At 32.8% G+C, this 18,143-nt stretch carries 18 protein-coding genes; 17 read left to right on the top strand and 1 reads right to left on the bottom strand.

Going from position 1 to position 18,143, the window contains the following annotated elements; all coding sequences use genetic code 11:
* Positions 1-25 precede the first annotated feature (25 nt).
* The 6 genes from QO263_RS17075 (at position 26) to QO263_RS17050 (ending at position 6,664) form a co-directional block, all read left to right on the top strand.
* A complete protein-coding gene (locus QO263_RS17075) occupies positions 26-1,147 on the top strand; it encodes an ABC transporter substrate-binding protein (RefSeq protein WP_285624079.1) in 1,122 nt (373 codons plus the stop codon).
* A gap of 87 nt (positions 1,148-1,234) precedes the next feature.
* Complete coding sequence (locus QO263_RS17070; RefSeq protein WP_285624077.1) at positions 1,235-1,945, top strand: class I SAM-dependent methyltransferase; 711 nt, start codon at positions 1,235-1,237, stop codon at positions 1,943-1,945.
* Positions 1,946-2,315: 370 nt separating this feature from the next.
* Positions 2,316-4,637, top strand: coding sequence for an anaerobic ribonucleoside triphosphate reductase (locus QO263_RS17065; protein WP_285624074.1), 2,322 nt, complete (start codon positions 2,316-2,318; stop codon positions 4,635-4,637).
* Positions 4,638-4,664: 27 nt separating this feature from the next.
* Positions 4,665-5,174: an anaerobic ribonucleoside-triphosphate reductase activating protein gene (nrdG, locus tag QO263_RS17060; protein ID WP_285624072.1), complete on the top strand. Its 510-nt coding sequence runs from the start codon at positions 4,665-4,667 to the stop codon at positions 5,172-5,174.
* A 117-nt stretch (positions 5,175-5,291) separates the two neighbouring features.
* Positions 5,292-5,873: a histidine phosphatase family protein gene (locus QO263_RS17055; RefSeq protein WP_285624070.1), complete on the top strand. Its 582-nt coding sequence runs from the start codon at positions 5,292-5,294 to the stop codon at positions 5,871-5,873.
* Positions 5,874-5,917: 44 nt separating this feature from the next.
* Entirely contained in the window at positions 5,918-6,664 is a 747-nt protein-coding gene (locus QO263_RS17050) for an AIR synthase related protein (protein ID WP_285624068.1), read from the top strand.
* Positions 6,665-6,847: 183 nt separating this feature from the next.
* On the opposite strand, the gene QO263_RS17045 is transcribed toward QO263_RS17050, so the two are convergent.
* Positions 6,848-7,282, bottom strand: coding sequence for a Dps family protein (locus QO263_RS17045; protein ID WP_285624066.1), 435 nt, complete (start codon positions 7,280-7,282; stop codon positions 6,848-6,850).
* Between the two features lie 123 nt (positions 7,283-7,405).
* On the opposite strand from QO263_RS17045, the gene QO263_RS17040 reads away from it, so the two are divergent.
* The 11 genes from QO263_RS17040 (at position 7,406) to QO263_RS16990 (ending at position 18,027) form a co-directional block, all read left to right on the top strand.
* Positions 7,406-7,717, top strand: a complete 312-nt coding sequence (locus QO263_RS17040; protein WP_285624063.1) for a winged helix-turn-helix transcriptional regulator — start codon at positions 7,406-7,408, stop codon at positions 7,715-7,717.
* Between the two features lie 205 nt (positions 7,718-7,922).
* Positions 7,923-8,981, top strand: coding sequence for an FtsH protease activity modulator HflK (gene hflK / locus QO263_RS17035; RefSeq protein ID WP_285624062.1), 1,059 nt, complete (start codon positions 7,923-7,925; stop codon positions 8,979-8,981).
* Positions 8,982-9,875, top strand: a complete 894-nt coding sequence (gene hflC, locus QO263_RS17030; RefSeq protein ID WP_285624060.1) for a protease modulator HflC — start codon at positions 8,982-8,984, stop codon at positions 9,873-9,875. It abuts the gene before it with no gap.
* A 378-nt stretch (positions 9,876-10,253) separates the two neighbouring features.
* Entirely contained in the window at positions 10,254-11,261 is a 1,008-nt protein-coding gene (locus QO263_RS17025; protein ID WP_285624058.1) for an ABC transporter ATP-binding protein, read from the top strand.
* Positions 11,245-12,042: an ABC transporter permease gene (locus QO263_RS17020; protein WP_285624056.1), complete on the top strand. Its 798-nt coding sequence runs from the start codon at positions 11,245-11,247 to the stop codon at positions 12,040-12,042. The genes QO263_RS17025 and QO263_RS17020 overlap by 17 nt, the downstream gene beginning before the upstream one ends.
* Complete coding sequence (locus tag QO263_RS17015) at positions 12,026-12,823, top strand: ABC transporter permease (RefSeq protein ID WP_285624055.1); 798 nt, start codon at positions 12,026-12,028, stop codon at positions 12,821-12,823. The genes QO263_RS17020 and QO263_RS17015 overlap by 17 nt, the downstream gene beginning before the upstream one ends.
* Positions 12,824-12,981: 158 nt before the next feature.
* Positions 12,982-13,797: an undecaprenyl-diphosphate phosphatase gene (locus tag QO263_RS17010; RefSeq protein ID WP_285624053.1), complete on the top strand. Its 816-nt coding sequence runs from the start codon at positions 12,982-12,984 to the stop codon at positions 13,795-13,797.
* Positions 13,798-13,953: 156 nt separating this feature from the next.
* On the top strand, positions 13,954-14,313 hold the full coding sequence (locus QO263_RS17005) for a BlaI/MecI/CopY family transcriptional regulator (protein ID WP_285624051.1): 360 nt from the start codon (positions 13,954-13,956) through the stop codon (positions 14,311-14,313).
* Positions 14,314-14,323: 10 nt separating this feature from the next.
* The gene (locus tag QO263_RS17000; protein ID WP_285624048.1) at positions 14,324-15,628 is read left to right on the top strand and encodes a M56 family metallopeptidase; all 1,305 of its coding nucleotides are present in this window, start codon (positions 14,324-14,326) and stop codon (positions 15,626-15,628) included.
* Between the two features lie 283 nt (positions 15,629-15,911).
* Positions 15,912-16,595, top strand: a complete 684-nt coding sequence (locus QO263_RS16995; protein WP_285624046.1) for a response regulator transcription factor — start codon at positions 15,912-15,914, stop codon at positions 16,593-16,595.
* Between the two features lie 10 nt (positions 16,596-16,605).
* Positions 16,606-18,027 (top strand): sensor histidine kinase, encoded by a 1,422-nt coding sequence (locus QO263_RS16990; protein ID WP_285624044.1) that lies wholly within the window; start codon positions 16,606-16,608, stop codon positions 18,025-18,027.
* The last annotated feature ends 116 nt before the right edge of the window (positions 18,028-18,143 follow it).

Raw genomic sequence — 18,143 nt, 5'->3', positions numbered from 1 at the left:
ATAAAACAATAAAAGGAGAGAGGAAATGAGTAAAAAAATTATTTCATTACTAATTGTAGTTTGTTTATTTATGTCCATGATAACTGCTTGCAGTAATAATGGAGCAGAAGTAACACCTGATACAGAACCAGTAAATAAAGTCTCAGATGAGCCTGAAAAAAAACCTGAAGATGAGAATAAAACCTTAATTTTCACTGATTCTGCAGGACGTGAAGTAGAAGTTCCTGCCGATATAACACGAATTGCAGCTTCTGGTTCGCTTGCTCAAATAGTGATTTTCGCTTTAGCGCCAGATATGCTTGTAGGGCTTTCAGGTGAATGGGGCTCTGTAGCTGAACAGTATATAGACAAGGAATACTATAATCTTCCTGTATTAGGACAGTTTTATGGTAAGGGAGATTTAAATCTTGAAGAGGTAGCTAAAGCTGATCCGCAAGTAATTATTGACATTGGTGAATCAAAGTCATCTATAGCTGAAGATATGGACGGTATTGCAGAGCAAGTTGGTATACCTACTGTACATATTGAAGCAACAACAGAATCCATGGGAAAAGCCTACAGAATGCTAGGAGATCTTCTAGGAAGAGAAAAAGAAGCTGAAGTATTAGCTCAGTATTGTGAAGAAATCTATAATAATACACAAGAAGTAATGAAAAAGGTTGGCGAGGCTGGAAAAGTTAACCTAATATATAGTGTAGGCGAAGATGGGCTTAGTGTGCTTGCTAAGGATTCTTTCCATGCAGAGATTATAGATCAGGTAAGCAACAATGTAGCTGTAGTAGATGATATTTCAAGTAAAGGCTCTGGAAATCCTGTAGACATGGAACAGATTATTTTATGGGATCCTGAGGTTATAATTTTTGCACCAGGGAGCTACTATAGTGGTGTAGCTGAAGATAAAGCATGGCAGGAGCTTAAAGCTATTAAAAACAACAAATACTTTGAAGTTCCTATGGGTCCATACAATTGGATGGGAACTCCTCCATCTGTTAATCGCTATATGGGTATGATTTGGATAACTCAACTACTGTATCCAGAAGTAGCTCAATACAATCTATATGAAGAAACAGCCAAATATTATAAGCTATTCTACCATTGCGAATTATCAGAAGATCAATACAATGATTTAATAAAGAATTCAAAATAAAAATTTGAAATATAATTGCATAACAGGCGGTAAAAGGGTATAGATATATCTTTTTACCGCTTTGAAAATAATGGGGTGAGATTCAAAATGAATTTTAATTGGAATTCAGATACCATTAGATGGTATCAAGATGCTAATTTTTATACAGGTTATAATAAAAAGGTTGCTGAATTAATTGCACCTAAATTAGAAGGCTACTCTACTTTTTGTGATATAGGCTGCGGCTTAGGTCTTGTGGATTTGGAGCTTAGTAAACACATTGAAAGCATTACTTGTATAGATATCAACAATGAAGCCATCCATGCTTTAAAGAAAAATATGAAATTAAGAAAAATTACAAATATTGAACCACGTTTAATGGACTGTGAGGATATTGAAGAAAGCTGGGATGTCATTTTTATAAGTTTTTTTGGAAGTCGTAATATAGAAAGATTTCTTCCTAATTGTAAGAAGCTTATTGCTGTTGTAGGAAAAGACAATGAAGAGGAACTATTCCCTAGAAAGTATAGAACATTTAAAAAAAATACATATGACAAGGTTGAAAAAGAATTAATTGACAAAGGAATACCTTATTGCCTTGATAAGGCTTTGCTGAAATTTGGTCAACCCTTTATATCCATAGAAGATGCCCAAAGATTTGTTAGAACCTATTCGCCAGAAATTAGTCAAGAGGATTTAGAATTTTTCCTATCTAAACGGATAGTTAAAACAGGTGAAGATGAAAAGGAATACCCATACATAATTCCTAGAAAGAAAACAATAGGTATATTTGAAATTCAAGGCAGCCTAGATAAATAAGATGTTACAGAAATATGAAGAGTTTTAAAAATAGTTAAATAAAAACCTTTATTCTATAAGAATGTTTTTTTATTGTGCAATAACCATGAGTAATAAACTCAGCAAATCCTTGCTGAGTTATTTTATTGAGAAATATTAGGAGAAGGATTTAATTTCAATTCATAATCATGAACCTAATAAATTAGCTATTTATATTTAAAAACTATCCATTGACCTCTATATATGGTATGTGTTAAAATTTATATACCATATATAGAACAATGTAGATTTTATATTATTTTTAACACTATCATTTACATGCAGGAAAATATATATTAACTTAACTAACACAATAGAATAGCTTATGTGCAATTTTGAGGAGGAAAGTAAAGTGATTACTAAAATAATTAAAAGAGATGGGCGAGAAGTTCCATTTAATATTGAAAAAATAGCAAATGCAATATTCAAGGCTTCAAGCTCTGTGGGGATAAAGGATTATGATGCTGCATTTATGTTAGCAGAAAAAACAGTGGATTATATTGAAAAGGAAATGATTAATGTAAATCCATCAGTCGAGATGATACAGGATATAGTTGAGAAGATTCTTATAGAAAACGAATGGATTGAAACTGCTAAGGCGTATATACTTTATAGGGCAGAGAGAACTAGATTGAGAGAAATGAACACTAAGATTATGAAAATATATCAGGATCTAACCTTTAAAGAAGCGGAAGATAATGATGTAAAACGTGAAAATGCAAATATTGATGGAGATACAGCAATGGGAACTATGCTTAAATATGGCTCGGAAGGTGCAAAACAGTTTTACAATATGTTTATATTAAAGCCAGAGTATTCCAAGAGCCATAAAGAAGGAGATATACATATACATGATCTTGATTTTTTAACTCTTACAACTACCTGCTGTCAAATTGACATTGAAAAACTTTTTAGAAATGGATTCAGTACAGGGCATGGTCATTTAAGAGAGCCAAATGATATTCAAAGCTATTCTGCCCTTGCTTGTATAGCAATACAGTCAAATCAGAATGATCAGCACGGAGGTCAAAGTATTCCAAATTTTGACTATGGAATGGCTCCTGGAGTTAAAAAGACTTATAAGAAACACTATATTAAAAATCTATCTAGTGCTATAGAGCTGCTTACAGATAATAAAGAGGCTGGAATAATAGTAGACAATATCGTAAATGCAATTGAGAAGGAATACAATCTTGTGCCTAATTTAAAGCTAGAGGAAGAGTATATTAAGATTGAAGAAAAGCTTCTATTAAGCCATTTTCAAGATATGGAATTAGTAAAAAAAGCTCAAGAGTTTGCAAGAAGTAGAGCCTATACTCAAACAGATAGAAGTACATATCAAGCTATGGAGGCTTTTATACACAATTTAAATACTATGCACAGCAGAGCAGGAGCACAGGTGCCATTTAGTTCTATTAACTATGGTACAGATACATCCTTAGAGGGAAGAATGGTAGTTAAAAATATACTTTTAGCTACAGAGGCAGGTCTTGGCAATGGAGAGACTCCTATATTTCCTATACAGATATTTAAGGTGAAAGAAGGCTTGAATTATAATAATGGAGATATTAACTACGATCTATTTAAGCTTGCATGCAGAGTAAGTGCTAAAAGGCTATTTCCTAACTTCTCATTTATTGATGCTCCATTTAATCTTAAGTATTACAAAGAAGGTAAGCCTGAGACTGAAATAGCTTATATGGGTTGCAGAACAAGGGTAATTGCAAATGAACATGATCCATCAAGAGAGATAGTGTACGGAAGGGGAAACTTAAGCTTTACAACAATTAACCTTCCAAGAATAGCTTTAAAAAGCAATAAAAACATGGATAGTTTTTTTAGTGAGCTAGATGAAAAAATAGATTTAGTAATAAATCAGCTTATGGATAGATTTGAAATACAAGCAGGTAAAAAGGTTAAAAATTATCCCTTCCTTATGGGACAAGGCGTTTGGATTGATTCAGATAAGCTTAGCTGGGAGGATGAAGTTAGAGAGGTATTAAAGCATGGGACTCTCACTTTAGGCTTCATAGGATTAGCAGAATGTCTTAAAGCATTAACTGGAAAACATCATGGAGAGTCTGAAGAGTCACAAAAAATTGGACTTAATATTATTGGACATATGAGGAAGCGTATGGATGAAGCTTCAAATAAATATAAAATGAATTTTTCTCTAATTGCTACACCAGCAGAAGGTACTGCTGGAAGGTTTGTAAATATGGATAGAAAAATATTTGGTACTATAGAAGGAATTACAGATAGGGACTATTATACAAATAGCTTTCATGTGCCAGTTTATTGTGAAACAACCGCATTTAATAAAATAAAAATAGAAGCTCCATATCATGAACTTACAAATGCAGGACATATAACATATGTTGAGTTAGATGGAGACCCTTCTGAGAATATAATGGCATTTGAAAAAATTATAAGGGCCATGAAGGAAAATGGGATAGGATATGGTTCAATAAATCATCCGGTGGACAGGGATCCTGTGTGCGGCTATTCTGGAATAATCAAAAATCAATGTCCAGGATGCGGAAGACAGGAAGGAAGCATAAAATTTGAAAGAATCCGAAGAATCACAGGCTATCTAGTAGGTACCTTAGACAGATTCAATAATGCAAAAAGAGCAGAGGAGAGAGATAGAGTCAAGCATTTATCTATGAAATAATAAATTGATTTTAAGGTAGTGATAGTATTGTCTGACGAAATAAGAATTGCAGGTATAGTCAAAGAATCAATTGTAGATGGGCCAGGAATACGCCTTGTAGTTTTTGTTCAAGGATGTAGGCACAGCTGCTTAGGCTGCCATAATTCCCATACTCACTCCTTTGAGGGAGGAGAGCTGATTAATATTCAAGGTATTGTCAATATGATAAAAGAAAATCCTCTATTAGACGGGATAACATTAAGTGGAGGAGAACCTTTTGAACAAGCAAAAGCTTTATCTAAATTAGCTAAGATTACAAGAGAATTAGGATATAATATAGTAACGTATACGGGCTATACTTATGAATTCATAACAAGCAGATTCTCCGAAAATCATGATTGGAAGGAGCTTCTATATAATACTGACATATTAATAGATGGTAAATTTGAAATTGAAAAAAGAAATCTAGCATTTAAATTTAGAGGCTCTGAAAATCAAAGAATTATTGATGTCAACAAAACGGGAAACGAAGGACAAATAGTTCATGCAATAGTTTAAACTAGTTGTTGTAAATTATAAAATGAGCCTTAGAGGTATTAGTTCTTGTACAAAAAAGCCTTGATAAATTTTATAACATAAAAGGATGAATCACATATTTAAAATGGAGATGAGTATATGAAATTTATACTAGTTAGACATGGAGAGACAGAGGCTAATATTGGGGGAATTTACAGCGGATGGACGGATTTTCCCCTTACTGAAAAGGGCAACAAGGATATACAGGCAACGGCAAAAAACTTAAAAAGATACAAAAATGTAGATATAATCTATTCCAGTCCTTTGAATAGGGCTTTGACTACAGCAAAGGCTATTTCAGCATCCATAAATAAAGAGATACAAATAGTTGATAATTTAAAGGAAATGAACTTTGGAATATTTGATGGTAAGGAAGGGCAGTATATTCAAAAAAATCATGATAATGAATGGAAGTCTTGGATTGAAGATTACGTGAACTACAGAATACCAGAGGGAGAAAACCTAATAGACCTATATGACAGAATAAAAGTTTTTTTAGATAAGCTTATAGAGAAGGACAAGGATTCCATAATAGTAACTCACGGAGGAGTTATTCAGGTTATGATTACACATCTTTTGGACTTAGGACTAGATAAGATGTGGCATTTTCAATGCCCTCCCGCAGGGTATGCTGAAATAGAGTATGTAGATAATTTTGGCTTTTTAAGGAGACTAACATAGCTGATTGTGATTGAAGTTCTTATAAAACGGGAGGCTTGATGACTATGAAGATTTCTAAATTTAGAGACTTAACCATTATTGACATAAACGATGATCAGGTTATGGTTATATCCTGTGACTCTGCAGGCGCTATAGGAAATAAGGAAAAGGATATAGTAAAAGTAGAACCAGAGATAGTAGGTTATTTTACGGCACAAGTAGCTCTTATGGAAATACTTGCTATTGGAGCAAAGCCTATAACTATAGTCAACACATTGTCTGTAGAGATGGATGATACGGGGAAAAGAATAATTGAAGGAATAAAACGTGTGGTAGAGCCTTTAGATTTTTCTGATGTCGATATAATAACAGGCAGTACAGAAGAAAACTTTCCAGTGTGTCAAACTGGCATGGGTATTACTATAATAGGGATAATAGATAAAAAGAATTGGGGCAGGCCTAAAGCTAGGGCAAATACCCTAGTGGCAGTAGTGGGAGTTCCTAAAATAGGAAATGAAATAATAGAGGATAAGGGAAGAGAAATTTTATCCATTTCTCACCTATTAGAGCTTAAAAATAATCCAAGTATTCATGAAATACTGCCAGTAGGTTCAAAAGGAATATTGTATGAGTTAAAAGAAATGGCAAGGACAAATAATCTTAGCTATTGTTTAGAAGATGAGATAGCATTAGACATAGAAAGATCAGCAGGACCAGCAACCTGTGCTATTATTTCAATAGATGAAGGAGAGTATAATAGCTTGAAAAATTCCTTTCCAATTCCTGTTGAGAGAATTGGAAGGTTTATATAAAATTAAATTTTAATTTGCATACTATTAATACCGCTGTGCTTATTGAAAACATAAGATTCTTCGACTGCGTCTCAGAATGACAAAAAAACAGACCTTTTTGGTGGGCATTTGCAGTACTAGTATTTTAAAAAAATCAAAAGAGGAAAATAAAATAATTATTTTCCTCTTACTCGATTTAGAATCTTATTTTAGCATAGAGCTTACAAACCATAGGTTCTTGCTATAGTATGCAACATAGTCTTCGAAGATAGCAACTGTTTCAAAGTCTCCTTCTTCGTCTGCTGTATTTCTAATATCAGTTGCTAATTCTTTCATTAATTCCATATCTTTTTTGATGACTTCTAGAGATTCTTTAACTGTAAAATCCTTAGCTTTAATTTCCTGAACTGTAGCTTTTTCTAGATACTCAGCTATAGTTGATAAAGGCATTATATTCTTCATCTTCAATAACTCTGCTACTTCATCTAGATTTTTAAATAACTCATCATAGATTTCTTCTGTGAAATTGTGAACTTCCATAAATTTTCCACCTACTACATTCCAGTGAATATTGTGTAGTTTTACATTTAAGATACTTAGGTTTGCTAAATAATTTTGTAATAAATCAATATGCTTCATAATCATACCTCCTTAAGATATTTTAAATATTTAGAAATTATCCTATATTTGTTTTGTTAATATAATTATATGATATAATAAAAGAAACAAAAAGGCGCAAATTTGTTCGTAAGGAGCGATGATATGAAAAGTAAAATATCAAACGGATTTCAAATTGTACAGGATTTAATTAAATTAAGGTGGGTACCTGAAATATTAAAATCTATTCAGATTGGCAACCAGCATTATAGTGAAATATTAAGAAGTATTCCATATATGAGTCATACAGAGCTAAATAGAAAATTAAATGTACTTATAGAAAAAAATGTTATAGAGAAAACAGTTGAGGACAAGACCATATCCTATTCATTGCTAAGCTTTGGAAAAGATTTAGTACACATATTTGGTCACTTAGAAGATTTAGAGGACAAATATTTTCAAGCTTTTAGAGTATAAGAACAAGAGTATTGATTAAAAAAGTTAAAAGCAAATAATCTTTCTTACCTTACAATAAAGCATACTCAATGGTGGAATTGCAGGATTATTATAAGACTGAGATGTGGGTTTATATAAAAAAGGTGAAAGAAAAGAATAAATTGTTAACAAACTAACGATTAGGGTATATAATTAGAAATAACTACATAAAAGGAGGAGAAATATTATGCAGTTTTTAATAGTTATTGTTGCAGTAGCAGCTTATTTAATTGTTGAACAAGTAAAAAAGCAGAGAAAGAAAAAGTATTATGATGACAATGTAATTGATATTAACCCTAATGAGAATAAGAAGCCAAAATTAAAAGTAGATAATAGAATTATATGGGGTGTAGTTATAGGTGTTGTAGTTATATTTCTTTTAACTTCCAGCATTTATACTGTTGATCAGACTGAATTTGCTGTACTCACAACCTTTGGCAGGCCAAGCGGAGATATAGTAGAATCTGGACTAAAGTTTAAATTACCTTATCCCATACAAAATGTACATAAGCTATCAAAAGAAACCTTCTCATTAACACTAGGATACAAAGAAAGAGAGAATCAGGTACAAGTAAGCGAATCGGAATCTAAGATGATAACTGGAGATGAAAACATCATATTAGCTGACCTAGAGGTTCAGTGGAAGATCGTTGACCCTATAGCATTTTTATATAGCACCAGTGATCCAAAGACCATATTATTCAATGCAACCTCCTCATCCTTAAGAACTGTAATAGGAAGCTCTACAGTAGATGATGCTCTAACAGATGGTAGAACTAAGATAATAAATGATATAAGACAAAATCTAATTGAGTTAACTAATCATTATAACTTGGGGATATCAATAATAAATGTAAACCTCCAGGATGTAGACTTGCCAACATCAGAGGTAGATGCTGCATTTAAATCAGTAACCGATGCTAGAGAGGAAAGAATAACGAAAATAAACGAAGCAAATAAATATAGAAATGAAAAGATAAATCAGGTAGAAGGTGAACAATCAGCCATACTTAGCAAGGCAGAGGGAGAAAAGATTAGTGTAATAGAAAAGGCTAAAGGAGATGTAGCACAATTTAACGCTATTTATTCCGAATATAAAAATAATCCAAGCATTACTAGACATAGATTAACTATACAGGCAATAGAGCTAGCGTTCAAAGAAGCAAGAGTTATTATAGTAGACGATAGCGGTAATACAGTAAAATACTTACCTATAGATGACATAATAAAAAAGGGGGTAAATTAAATGGAAGCAGTTAAAAATAGAAGCATAGTTAAAAAGATATTTTTCATTTATATACCTATCCTGATTATCGCTTTTGCTCTATTGAGCAATACATTTATAGTAAAGCCAAATGAGTATGCAGTAATAAAACAATTTGGAAAAATAGTGAAGGTAATTGAGGAAGATGGACTTAAGATAAAAGTACCTCTTGTTCAGTCAGTATCAAAGCTACCAAAGCATGTACTTTTTTATGATGTACCTGCTACAGAAATAAATACTTTTGATAAAAAAAGAATACTAGTTGACTACTATACATTATGGAAAATAACAGATCCTGTACAGATGCTAGAAACCTTAAAGACAATAAATGCAGCGGAAGCCAGACTAAGTGATATTATGTACTCATCTGTGAGAAATGAACTTGGTAAACTAGAATATGGTGAAATCATTAACCCTGCTGACAATAATAGAGGCAGTATAGATTTAGTAGTTCAGGATAATATCAATGCTATACTTAAAAGCAATCTAAATGGAATAGAAATAGTAGATATTCAAATGAAAAGAATAGATTTACCACAAAGCAATGAACAGTCCGTATATAAGAGGATGATTTCAGAGAGAGCAAGTAAAGCTCAAGAATACCTATCACAGGGAGATGCAGAGAAAACTAAGATTATGGCAAATGCAGACAGAGAAGTAGCGGAGCTAATTGCTAAAACCAATTCACAGGCTAAAGAGATAGTTGCAGAGGGCGAAAAAGAAGCTGCTAAGATTTATAATGATTCATATGGACAGGATGTAGAGTTTTTTAAATTGTATACGACCTTAAATTCATATAAGACATCTATAGACGGAGAAACAGTTTTAATGGTGCCTATAAACTCTCCATATCTTAAATACTTTATGGGACAATAAGCTAGTAGCATAAGATATTGAATTTAAATATTGACATTTTTGGCAGTACATTGTATATTATATAGTAATACTTGAGAGTGTACCTAGGGTTCCGGCTATAAAGCGCAGGTCCAAGCGGTACAGGATGTTGTCTACACTTCTAGGAGAAAAGCCTGGAGGACGAGTCTCAAAACGACTTGTCTCCAGGCTTTTTTTATGACCTAACCCGATTTTCCGAGTGCTTTTGTCGGAAAATCGCTGGTAGGTCAAACGCAACGAGCACCAACTCTAGTGTAAGTTTATGATAGGAGTGTCCGTTAGGACCAAATTTATGTGAGCGACAGCGAGCAAATAAATTTGTGTTGCGAGACTGCATTATTTAAAAGGGGAGGGGAAGTAATGAGCATAATACAAGTAACAAACTTACAAAAGACATTCAAGATAAAAACTAAAAGTGCAGGATTAAAAGGGAGCATGAAGTCAATATTTTCTCCTGAATATAAGGAGGTAGAGGCAGTAAAAAACATTTCCTTTAATGTAGATAAGGGAGAAGTTCTTGCATTTATTGGACCAAATGGTGCAGGCAAATCTACAACCATAAAAATGCTTACTGGGATACTTTATCCAACCTCAGGAGACCTTAGTGTACTCGGCTTAAATCCTTCTACAGACAGAAAACAGTTGTCCTATAGAATAGGCACTGTCTTTGGACAGAAATCACAGCTATGGTTTCATCTTCCGCCTATTGACAGCTTTAATCTATTAGGAAGGATATATGAACTAGAGGATGAATATTTGAAAAAAAGGATTTCATATCTTACAGAATTATTTGAGATAAGCGAGCTACTAGAAATACCTGTACGTAAGCTTTCCTTAGGACAAAGAATTCGCTGTGAAATAGCAGCATCTATTTTACACAATCCAGAAATAATCTTTCTAGATGAGCCTACTATTGGTTTAGATGTTGTAGTAAAGCATAAGATAAGGGAGCTTATTACAAAGCTAAATAAGGAAGAGAATACAACCATATTTCTTACTTCTCATGATGCTGGAGATATTGAACAGATGTGCAAGAGAGTTATGATTATTAACCATGGAGAGGTAGTCCTTGATGAATCAGTAAAGAACCTTAAATATAACTATTTGAATCAAAAGATTATCGATATAAAATACATGGAGCCTGTTGAAATCAATATTCCTAATATAAAAGTATTGAAGCATAAGGGCTATGCTGCAAAGGTGGAGATAGACAGCTCTATCTGTGATATAGATAATGTAATAGGAGAGCTAATGAAGCTGGGGAAAGTTGCGGATATTACCATTTCAGAGCCTCCAATGGAAGATATAATATCTCATATCTATCGGCAAAAAGCAAAGGCAGGTGATAGCTATGAAGAAAGTCAATAAATACTTTTATATTACTAAAATTAGTTTGTCAAACAATTTTGTGTACTTTGGAGACTTCTTAATTCGTAATTTCTTCTTTTTATTTATTATATATATCTACATGATGCTATGGACTAATATTTATGGAAGTAAGGGCGGAAATGTTGCTGGGCTTACTTTAAATCAAATGATATGGTACTTAGTCGTAACAGAAATAGTTACCCTGTCTCGGTCTAATATATTTATGGAGGCAACTCAAGATGTAAAGAATGGCAATATAGCATATATGCTGAACAAGCCGTATAACTATATCCTCTACTGCTTTTCCAATTCCTTGGGAGAGATGGGAATCAAATTGTTGAATAATACCATAATGGGATTTATTATAGGGATTTTATGTGTAGGACCTCTTAAAAATTTCAGCCTTATTCATCTGCCTTTTATCATAATTTCCATATTAATAGGTATATTTATTAACTTTTTTATTCATATTTCACTTTCTCTTACTTCATTTTGGCTTGAAGAAAACAGCGCTTTTTTTTGGATATATAATAAGCTAGTATTTACATTAGGTGGTATGCTAATGCCACTAGAGCTGTTTCCTAAGTGGCTTAGAAGCATTGCTATAAATCTTCCCTTTGCATATGTTACTTACGCACCAGCAAAGCTTGCTGTTAATTTTTCTTATAGTGGATTCATATATACTATAGCTTTTCAGCTAGTATATTTAGGCTTCTTCTTCATACTGTCTATGATAATATTCAGAAAGGGGGCACGAGCATTAAATGTTAATGGAGGTTAAAAAAAATATAAAGCTTATTGCAATGTATTTTAAGTTCAATCTTTCTGCTTCTATGGAGTATCGCGCAAGTTTTTTGACACAGACATTTGGAATGATTATAAATAATGCTTCATTTATATTCTTCTGGTGGATTTTGTTTGAAAACGTTGAAAGTATTGGCGGATATGGATTTGAACAGGTTATGACACTGTGGGCTATTTCATCTTCTTCATTTGGTATTGCATTTATTCTTTTCGGAAATATAAGAAATATATCTCGAATGATAATAAACGGAGAACTAGATACTTATTTATTGCAGCCAAAGGATGTACTATTAAATATTATTTCATCAAGTACAGTAGTATCTGCTTGGGGAGACTTATTCTATGGAATCATCCTATTCATTGGAGTAAATGGCTTTCATATAGGCAGCTTTCTGCTATTCTTACTATTTTGCATAACTGCATCATTGATACTTTCCAGCGTTGTAGTCTTTGCAAATTCATTGACATTTTATATGGGAAATTCACAAGGGATAAGTAGTCTTATTTTGGAGTTCATGATATCCTTCAGCATTTACCCAGAGGGAATGTATAAAGGATTAGTGAAGCTTATAATATATACTGCTATACCAGCCGCCTTTATTTCACTTGTTCCTGTAAAGATACTAACTGTATTCTCATGGAAATGGATTGCTATATTGCTATTGGCTGTAGTAGTATGGACTACCTTCTCATACTGGTTTTTCTATAGAGGACTTCGAAAATATGAATCTGGAAACTTGATTATAAGCAAGCTATAAAATTAAGTAGGACAGTCAAATAAGGATTAGTGTGATTAGTTGTTGCAAATTACCTAGTTAAAGTGATATTATTTAAAGGTGTAATGTACTTAATTATATTTGTTGCTCATAAATTTAATAGTGAATGCAGCATAACTAAATACTTTGGGGGTAAGATCATGGAATTATTGAAAGCAGTTATTTTAGGAATTGTTGAAGGGATTACTGAGTGGCTGCCAATAAGCAGTACTGGTCATATGATTTTAGTTGAAGAATTCATACGTTTAGATGCTTCGGAAGCTTTTATGGAAATGTTTCGTGTAGTAATTCAGCTAGGTGCTATTTTAGCTGTCGTTCTTCTTTATTTTCACAAGCTAAATCCTTTTTCGCCTAGAAAGTCTCTTAAAGAAAAGAGAAATACAATGTCCATATGGTATAAAGTAATTATTGGTGTTATTCCAGCAGGTGTGCTGGGGACTTTATTTGACGATTGGCTAGATAAACATTTATATAATTATCAAACAGTTGCTATTACTTTAGTTGTTTATGGAATTCTATTTATTATTATTGAAAATAGAAATAAGAGACGAAGAAGTAAAATTAACTCCTTTGAGGATTTGACTTATGGAACAGTCTTTTTAATTGGAATATTTCAAGTTTTGTCTTTAATTCCAGGAACATCACGTTCTGGAGCTACTATTCTTGGAGCTATTTTACTTGGTACATCACGCTATATTGCTGCAGAATATTCATTTTTCATGGCTATTCCAATAATGTTCGGAGCAAGTGCATTAAAGCTTATTAAATTTGGTTTCAACTTTACTGGAGCTGAAATCAGCATTTTGCTTACTGGTATGATTGTAGCCTTTGCTGTTTCAATTATAGCTATCAAATTCCTTATAGGGTATATTAAAAATAACGATTTTAAAGCCTTCGGCTGGTATCGTATTATTCTAGGATTATTGGTAATTGGATATTTTACTTTATTGGGCTAGAAAAAAATTAAGGGCAGGTATATTGGTTTATAGTATAAACTAGTATACCTGCTTTTGCTTTTTGACTATTAGAATAGTCATTGACATGGAGTGTATATTCTGGTAGTATATTCATAAGGATGACTATCATGGTAGTCATGAAAGGAGTATAGTATTATGGATGTAAAATTATTTGATTCAGAGCTAAAGGTAATGAATGTTTTATGGAAAGAAGGAGATTTATCTGCTGGACAGCTTGTGAAGATTTTGAAAGCTGAAACAGGATGGAATAGAAATACTACTTATACTGTTATTAAAAAATGTATAGATAAAGGTGCCATTGAACGTTATGAACCAAATTTCATGTGCAGAGCGATTATTAGCAGGGAGCAGGTGCAGAACTATGAAACTGCAGAGTTAATTGATAAGATGTTTGATGGCTCGAAAGAAAAATTTTTTGCTGCGTTTTTGGATGGTAAGAATCTTTTAACAGAGGAAGTAGAACAATTGAAGAAGTTAGTGGATAAATTGAAATGAGGTGGATCTCATGAGAATTCTTCAAATGAGTTTTTCTGCTGGAATGTTGATATTGGCTATTTTCGTAATTCGCTCTCTCGCAATAAATAGACTTCCAAAGAAGACATTTGTTGCGTTATGGGGTATAGTATTGCTGCGATTACTGGTACCTATTACAATCCCAGTAAAGATTAATATCGGAGATACATTAGGTGGAAGAATATTAGTAGAAAATGTAGATAAAACAGCTAATGCTTTAGATTTGAATTATGTCGTTTCTGGCCTAATGCAAGGACAAATGGAAACCTCTCCGCAGGCCGCTAATATTTTTTCTACTTTATATGTTGTCTGGGTTATTGGTGCCATAATACTATTGCTATTTTTCCTTGTGTCATACATAAGAAGCTATAGAAAGCTGCAGGAGGCTTTACCATTGGAGGACAATGAACTTCTTAATGCATGGCTACATGAAAATCAGCTAAGACGTACTATAAAGCTAAGGGTATCTGATAGAATTTCTACACCTATTACATATGGAATATTTTCACCGAAAATTGTGTTGCCAAAGATGATGTGCCTTACAGACAATAAGCAAATAGAGTATGTAATGAGCCATGAGTTAATTCATATTAAAAGATTTGACAACCTATGGAAAATAGTATCCATAATAGCAGTATGTGTACACTGGTTTAATCCATTAGTATGGGTGATGTATGTATTATTCAATAGAGATTTGGAAATATCGTGTGATGAAGAAGTTATATCTATTCTTGGTGAAAACAATAAAGAGGCATATGCACTGGCTCTAATTAATTTAGCTGAGAAGAGAGCGAGTATTTCTTTATTCTATAATGGATTTGGAAAGAATTCTATTCAAGAAAGGATTGTGTCAATTATGAAATATAAGAAAACAAAGGTTCTAGGCTTTGGATGTGCAATTATTCTAGTACTAGCAGCTAGTATTGTTTTTGCAGTGCCCACATTGAGTACAGGTGAATCATCAATGCCATTGATTACAACATCAACTAATGCAATTTATGCCAAATTAGACGTTCCTTCAATTGAAGAAATAACTCTTAATGGATACCCTGTAAATGAATTTGGCGAAACATATGGACCTGATATATACGACAGTATACTGCCTGAGCCTGATTTGATACTTGCTGAGGGTGTCAATGGAGTAAAAGGATATGTAAAAGCATCTGACCTAAGCCCAGAGGTTAAATCTATTGAAGAAGCGTTGGCCTATAACAAGCAGCATAAAGGGGGAAGATATATTCCTTTGTATCTTCAAGATGGAAAAACAATTATTGGTGAGTTTTATATTTCTAATTAAGTCATAAGGAACTTTGAATTTGGGAATTACTTGAATTAGATAGTACAATAGATTACATCAAATGCTGGAAGTATTATGAGCTTTTAAAGCTTTGCGTTTTAGATACACTTATGGCACTATTTTATTTTAATGTCCTAGATAAAAATTAAGGGCAGATATATTGGTTTATAATACAAATCAGTATACCTGCTTCTAATTTTTATCCTCCTTGATTTTTTTCACATAACTAACACAATAATCTATTATAATATATTTATATCTGGACTAAATTGGAGGTTTTTTTATGTTTAAAGTTTTAGTGGTAGATGATGAAGAAAAAATTCGAGAGGTTATCAGAGAATATGCAGAATTTGAAGGTCATACTGTAGTTGAAGCTAAAGATGGAATGGAAGCAGTAAACCTTTGTAGAACAGAAGATTTTGATGTGATAGTAATGGATATCATGATGCCTAAATTAGACGGATTTTCTGCATATAAGGAGATAAAAAAGGCAAAGGAAATACCAGTTCTCATGCTTTCAGCTCGTGGAGAGGAATACGATAAGCTATTTGGCTTTGAAATAGGAATAGATGATTATGTAGTCAAGCCATTTTCACCTAAAGAAGTCATGGCAAGGCTAAATGTGATAGTGAACCGTAACAGAAAATCAAAAGAAGAAACCATGAAAAGCTCTAGACTAACCTTTAAAGGTCTACAGATAGACATGATAGGCAGAAATGTATTTGTAGACGGAATAAAGGCTGATATGACTCCAAAGGAATATGAGCTTCTATTTTATCTTGTCAGGAATAAGAATGTGGCTCTTACTAGAGAAAAGCTATTAAATGAAGTATGGGGATTTGATTTTTATGGCGATGACAGAACTGTAGACACGCATATAAAGATGCTTCGCAACAGTATAGGCCCTTATAGAGATTATATAGTGACTCTAAGAGGCTTAGGCTATAAGTTTGAATATATAGAATAGATGAAGCGTGGTGAATGATTTGAGAAAATCCTTTGATACTAATAGTCTCAAATTTAAACTTTGGACTTATTTTATATTCTTTGCTGCCATTATAATGATAATACTTTGGCTTTTACAAATAGTTTTTTTAAACACCTATTATAAGTCTATGAAGACAAATGAAATAAAGAAAATAGGCAATGCCCTAGTTGAAGAATACAACAAGGATGGCTTTGAAGACTTAATCTATAGTACATCCTTTATTAAAGGAATAATTATTCAAGTTTTTAATGAGTACGGAGATTCAATATTTCCCATAAATACTTTTGGAGAAATAAGACCTCCTAAAAGAGAAGCTCCAATAAATGGGAGCTTTATTAGAAAACTAGAAGACAGTCCAGATGGTAAGATCATATATGCAATTGAAGATTTTAGAATGAGGACACACTCAGTAGTTTATGGCGCTATTTTAGAAGGAAAAAATGGAGAGAAGCATTATCTTTATATTAATGGCTTATTAGAGCCTATAGATTCGACTACTTCCGTACTAAAAAACCAATTAATAATAGTAACAGTCATATCTTTACTTTTAGCCATAGGACTTTCTTTTCTGATAGCTACTAAATTGTCTAAACCTATAACTAATGTAACTAATTCAGCTGCTTTACTTGCTAAGGGTAATTATGATGTGATTTTTCAAAGAGGCGATTATACAGAGATTAATCAATTGGCAGATACTCTGAATTTTACTACAGCAGAATTATCCAAGACAGAGGAGCTTAGGAGAGAACTCATTGCCAATGTTTCTCATGATTTGCGTACACCCTTAACCCTAATCAAATCCTATGCTGAGATGATAAGAGACATATCAGGAAACAATCCAGATAAACGGATTTCACATTTGAAAGTAATCATAGATGAGAGTGATAGATTAAATGCATTAGTAAATGATATGTTAGATTTATCAAAGATTCAGTCAGGAATAAACGAAGTAGCTTATAAAGAATTTGACATTGGAAGGACTACTAAAAACATATTAAAGAGATTTTCTGTTTTATCAGATATATATGGGTACAGATTTATTCTAAACAGTGATGATGACGATATAGCAATTGGAGATGAACAGAAAATAGAACAGGTAATATATAACTTAATCAGCAATGCTGTTAATCATACTGGCGAAGATAAACTTATTACCATAGATTTAAGAAACTTAGGGGAATATATAGAATTTAAGGTAACTGATACAGGCAAGGGTATTTCTGAAGAGGAGATACCACATATTTGGGATAGGTATTATAGCTCAGGTAAAACATATAAACGTGGCATCATAGGCAGCGGCTTAGGCTTATCAATAGTCAAGAGCATACTAATAGCCCATGATGCAAGGTTTGGAGTAGAGAGCATATTAGATAAGAGAAGCACTTTTTGGTTTCAGCTAAAAGCTAAGTAGATTAAAATGGGAAATAGTAGAAACCCAAGCCATATCTTGCAAATATTGGCTTGGCTTTTTATTATTTTTGTGTTTTTTGGAGACTTTTCACCTGAATTTCTAAATAATATCATATG

The sequence above is a fragment of the Proteiniborus sp. MB09-C3 genome (assembly GCF_030263895.1).
In the GTDB taxonomy this organism is placed as follows: domain Bacteria; phylum Bacillota; class Clostridia; order Tissierellales; family Proteiniboraceae; genus Proteiniborus.
This window is presented reverse-complemented; position numbering and strand designations above follow the sequence as displayed.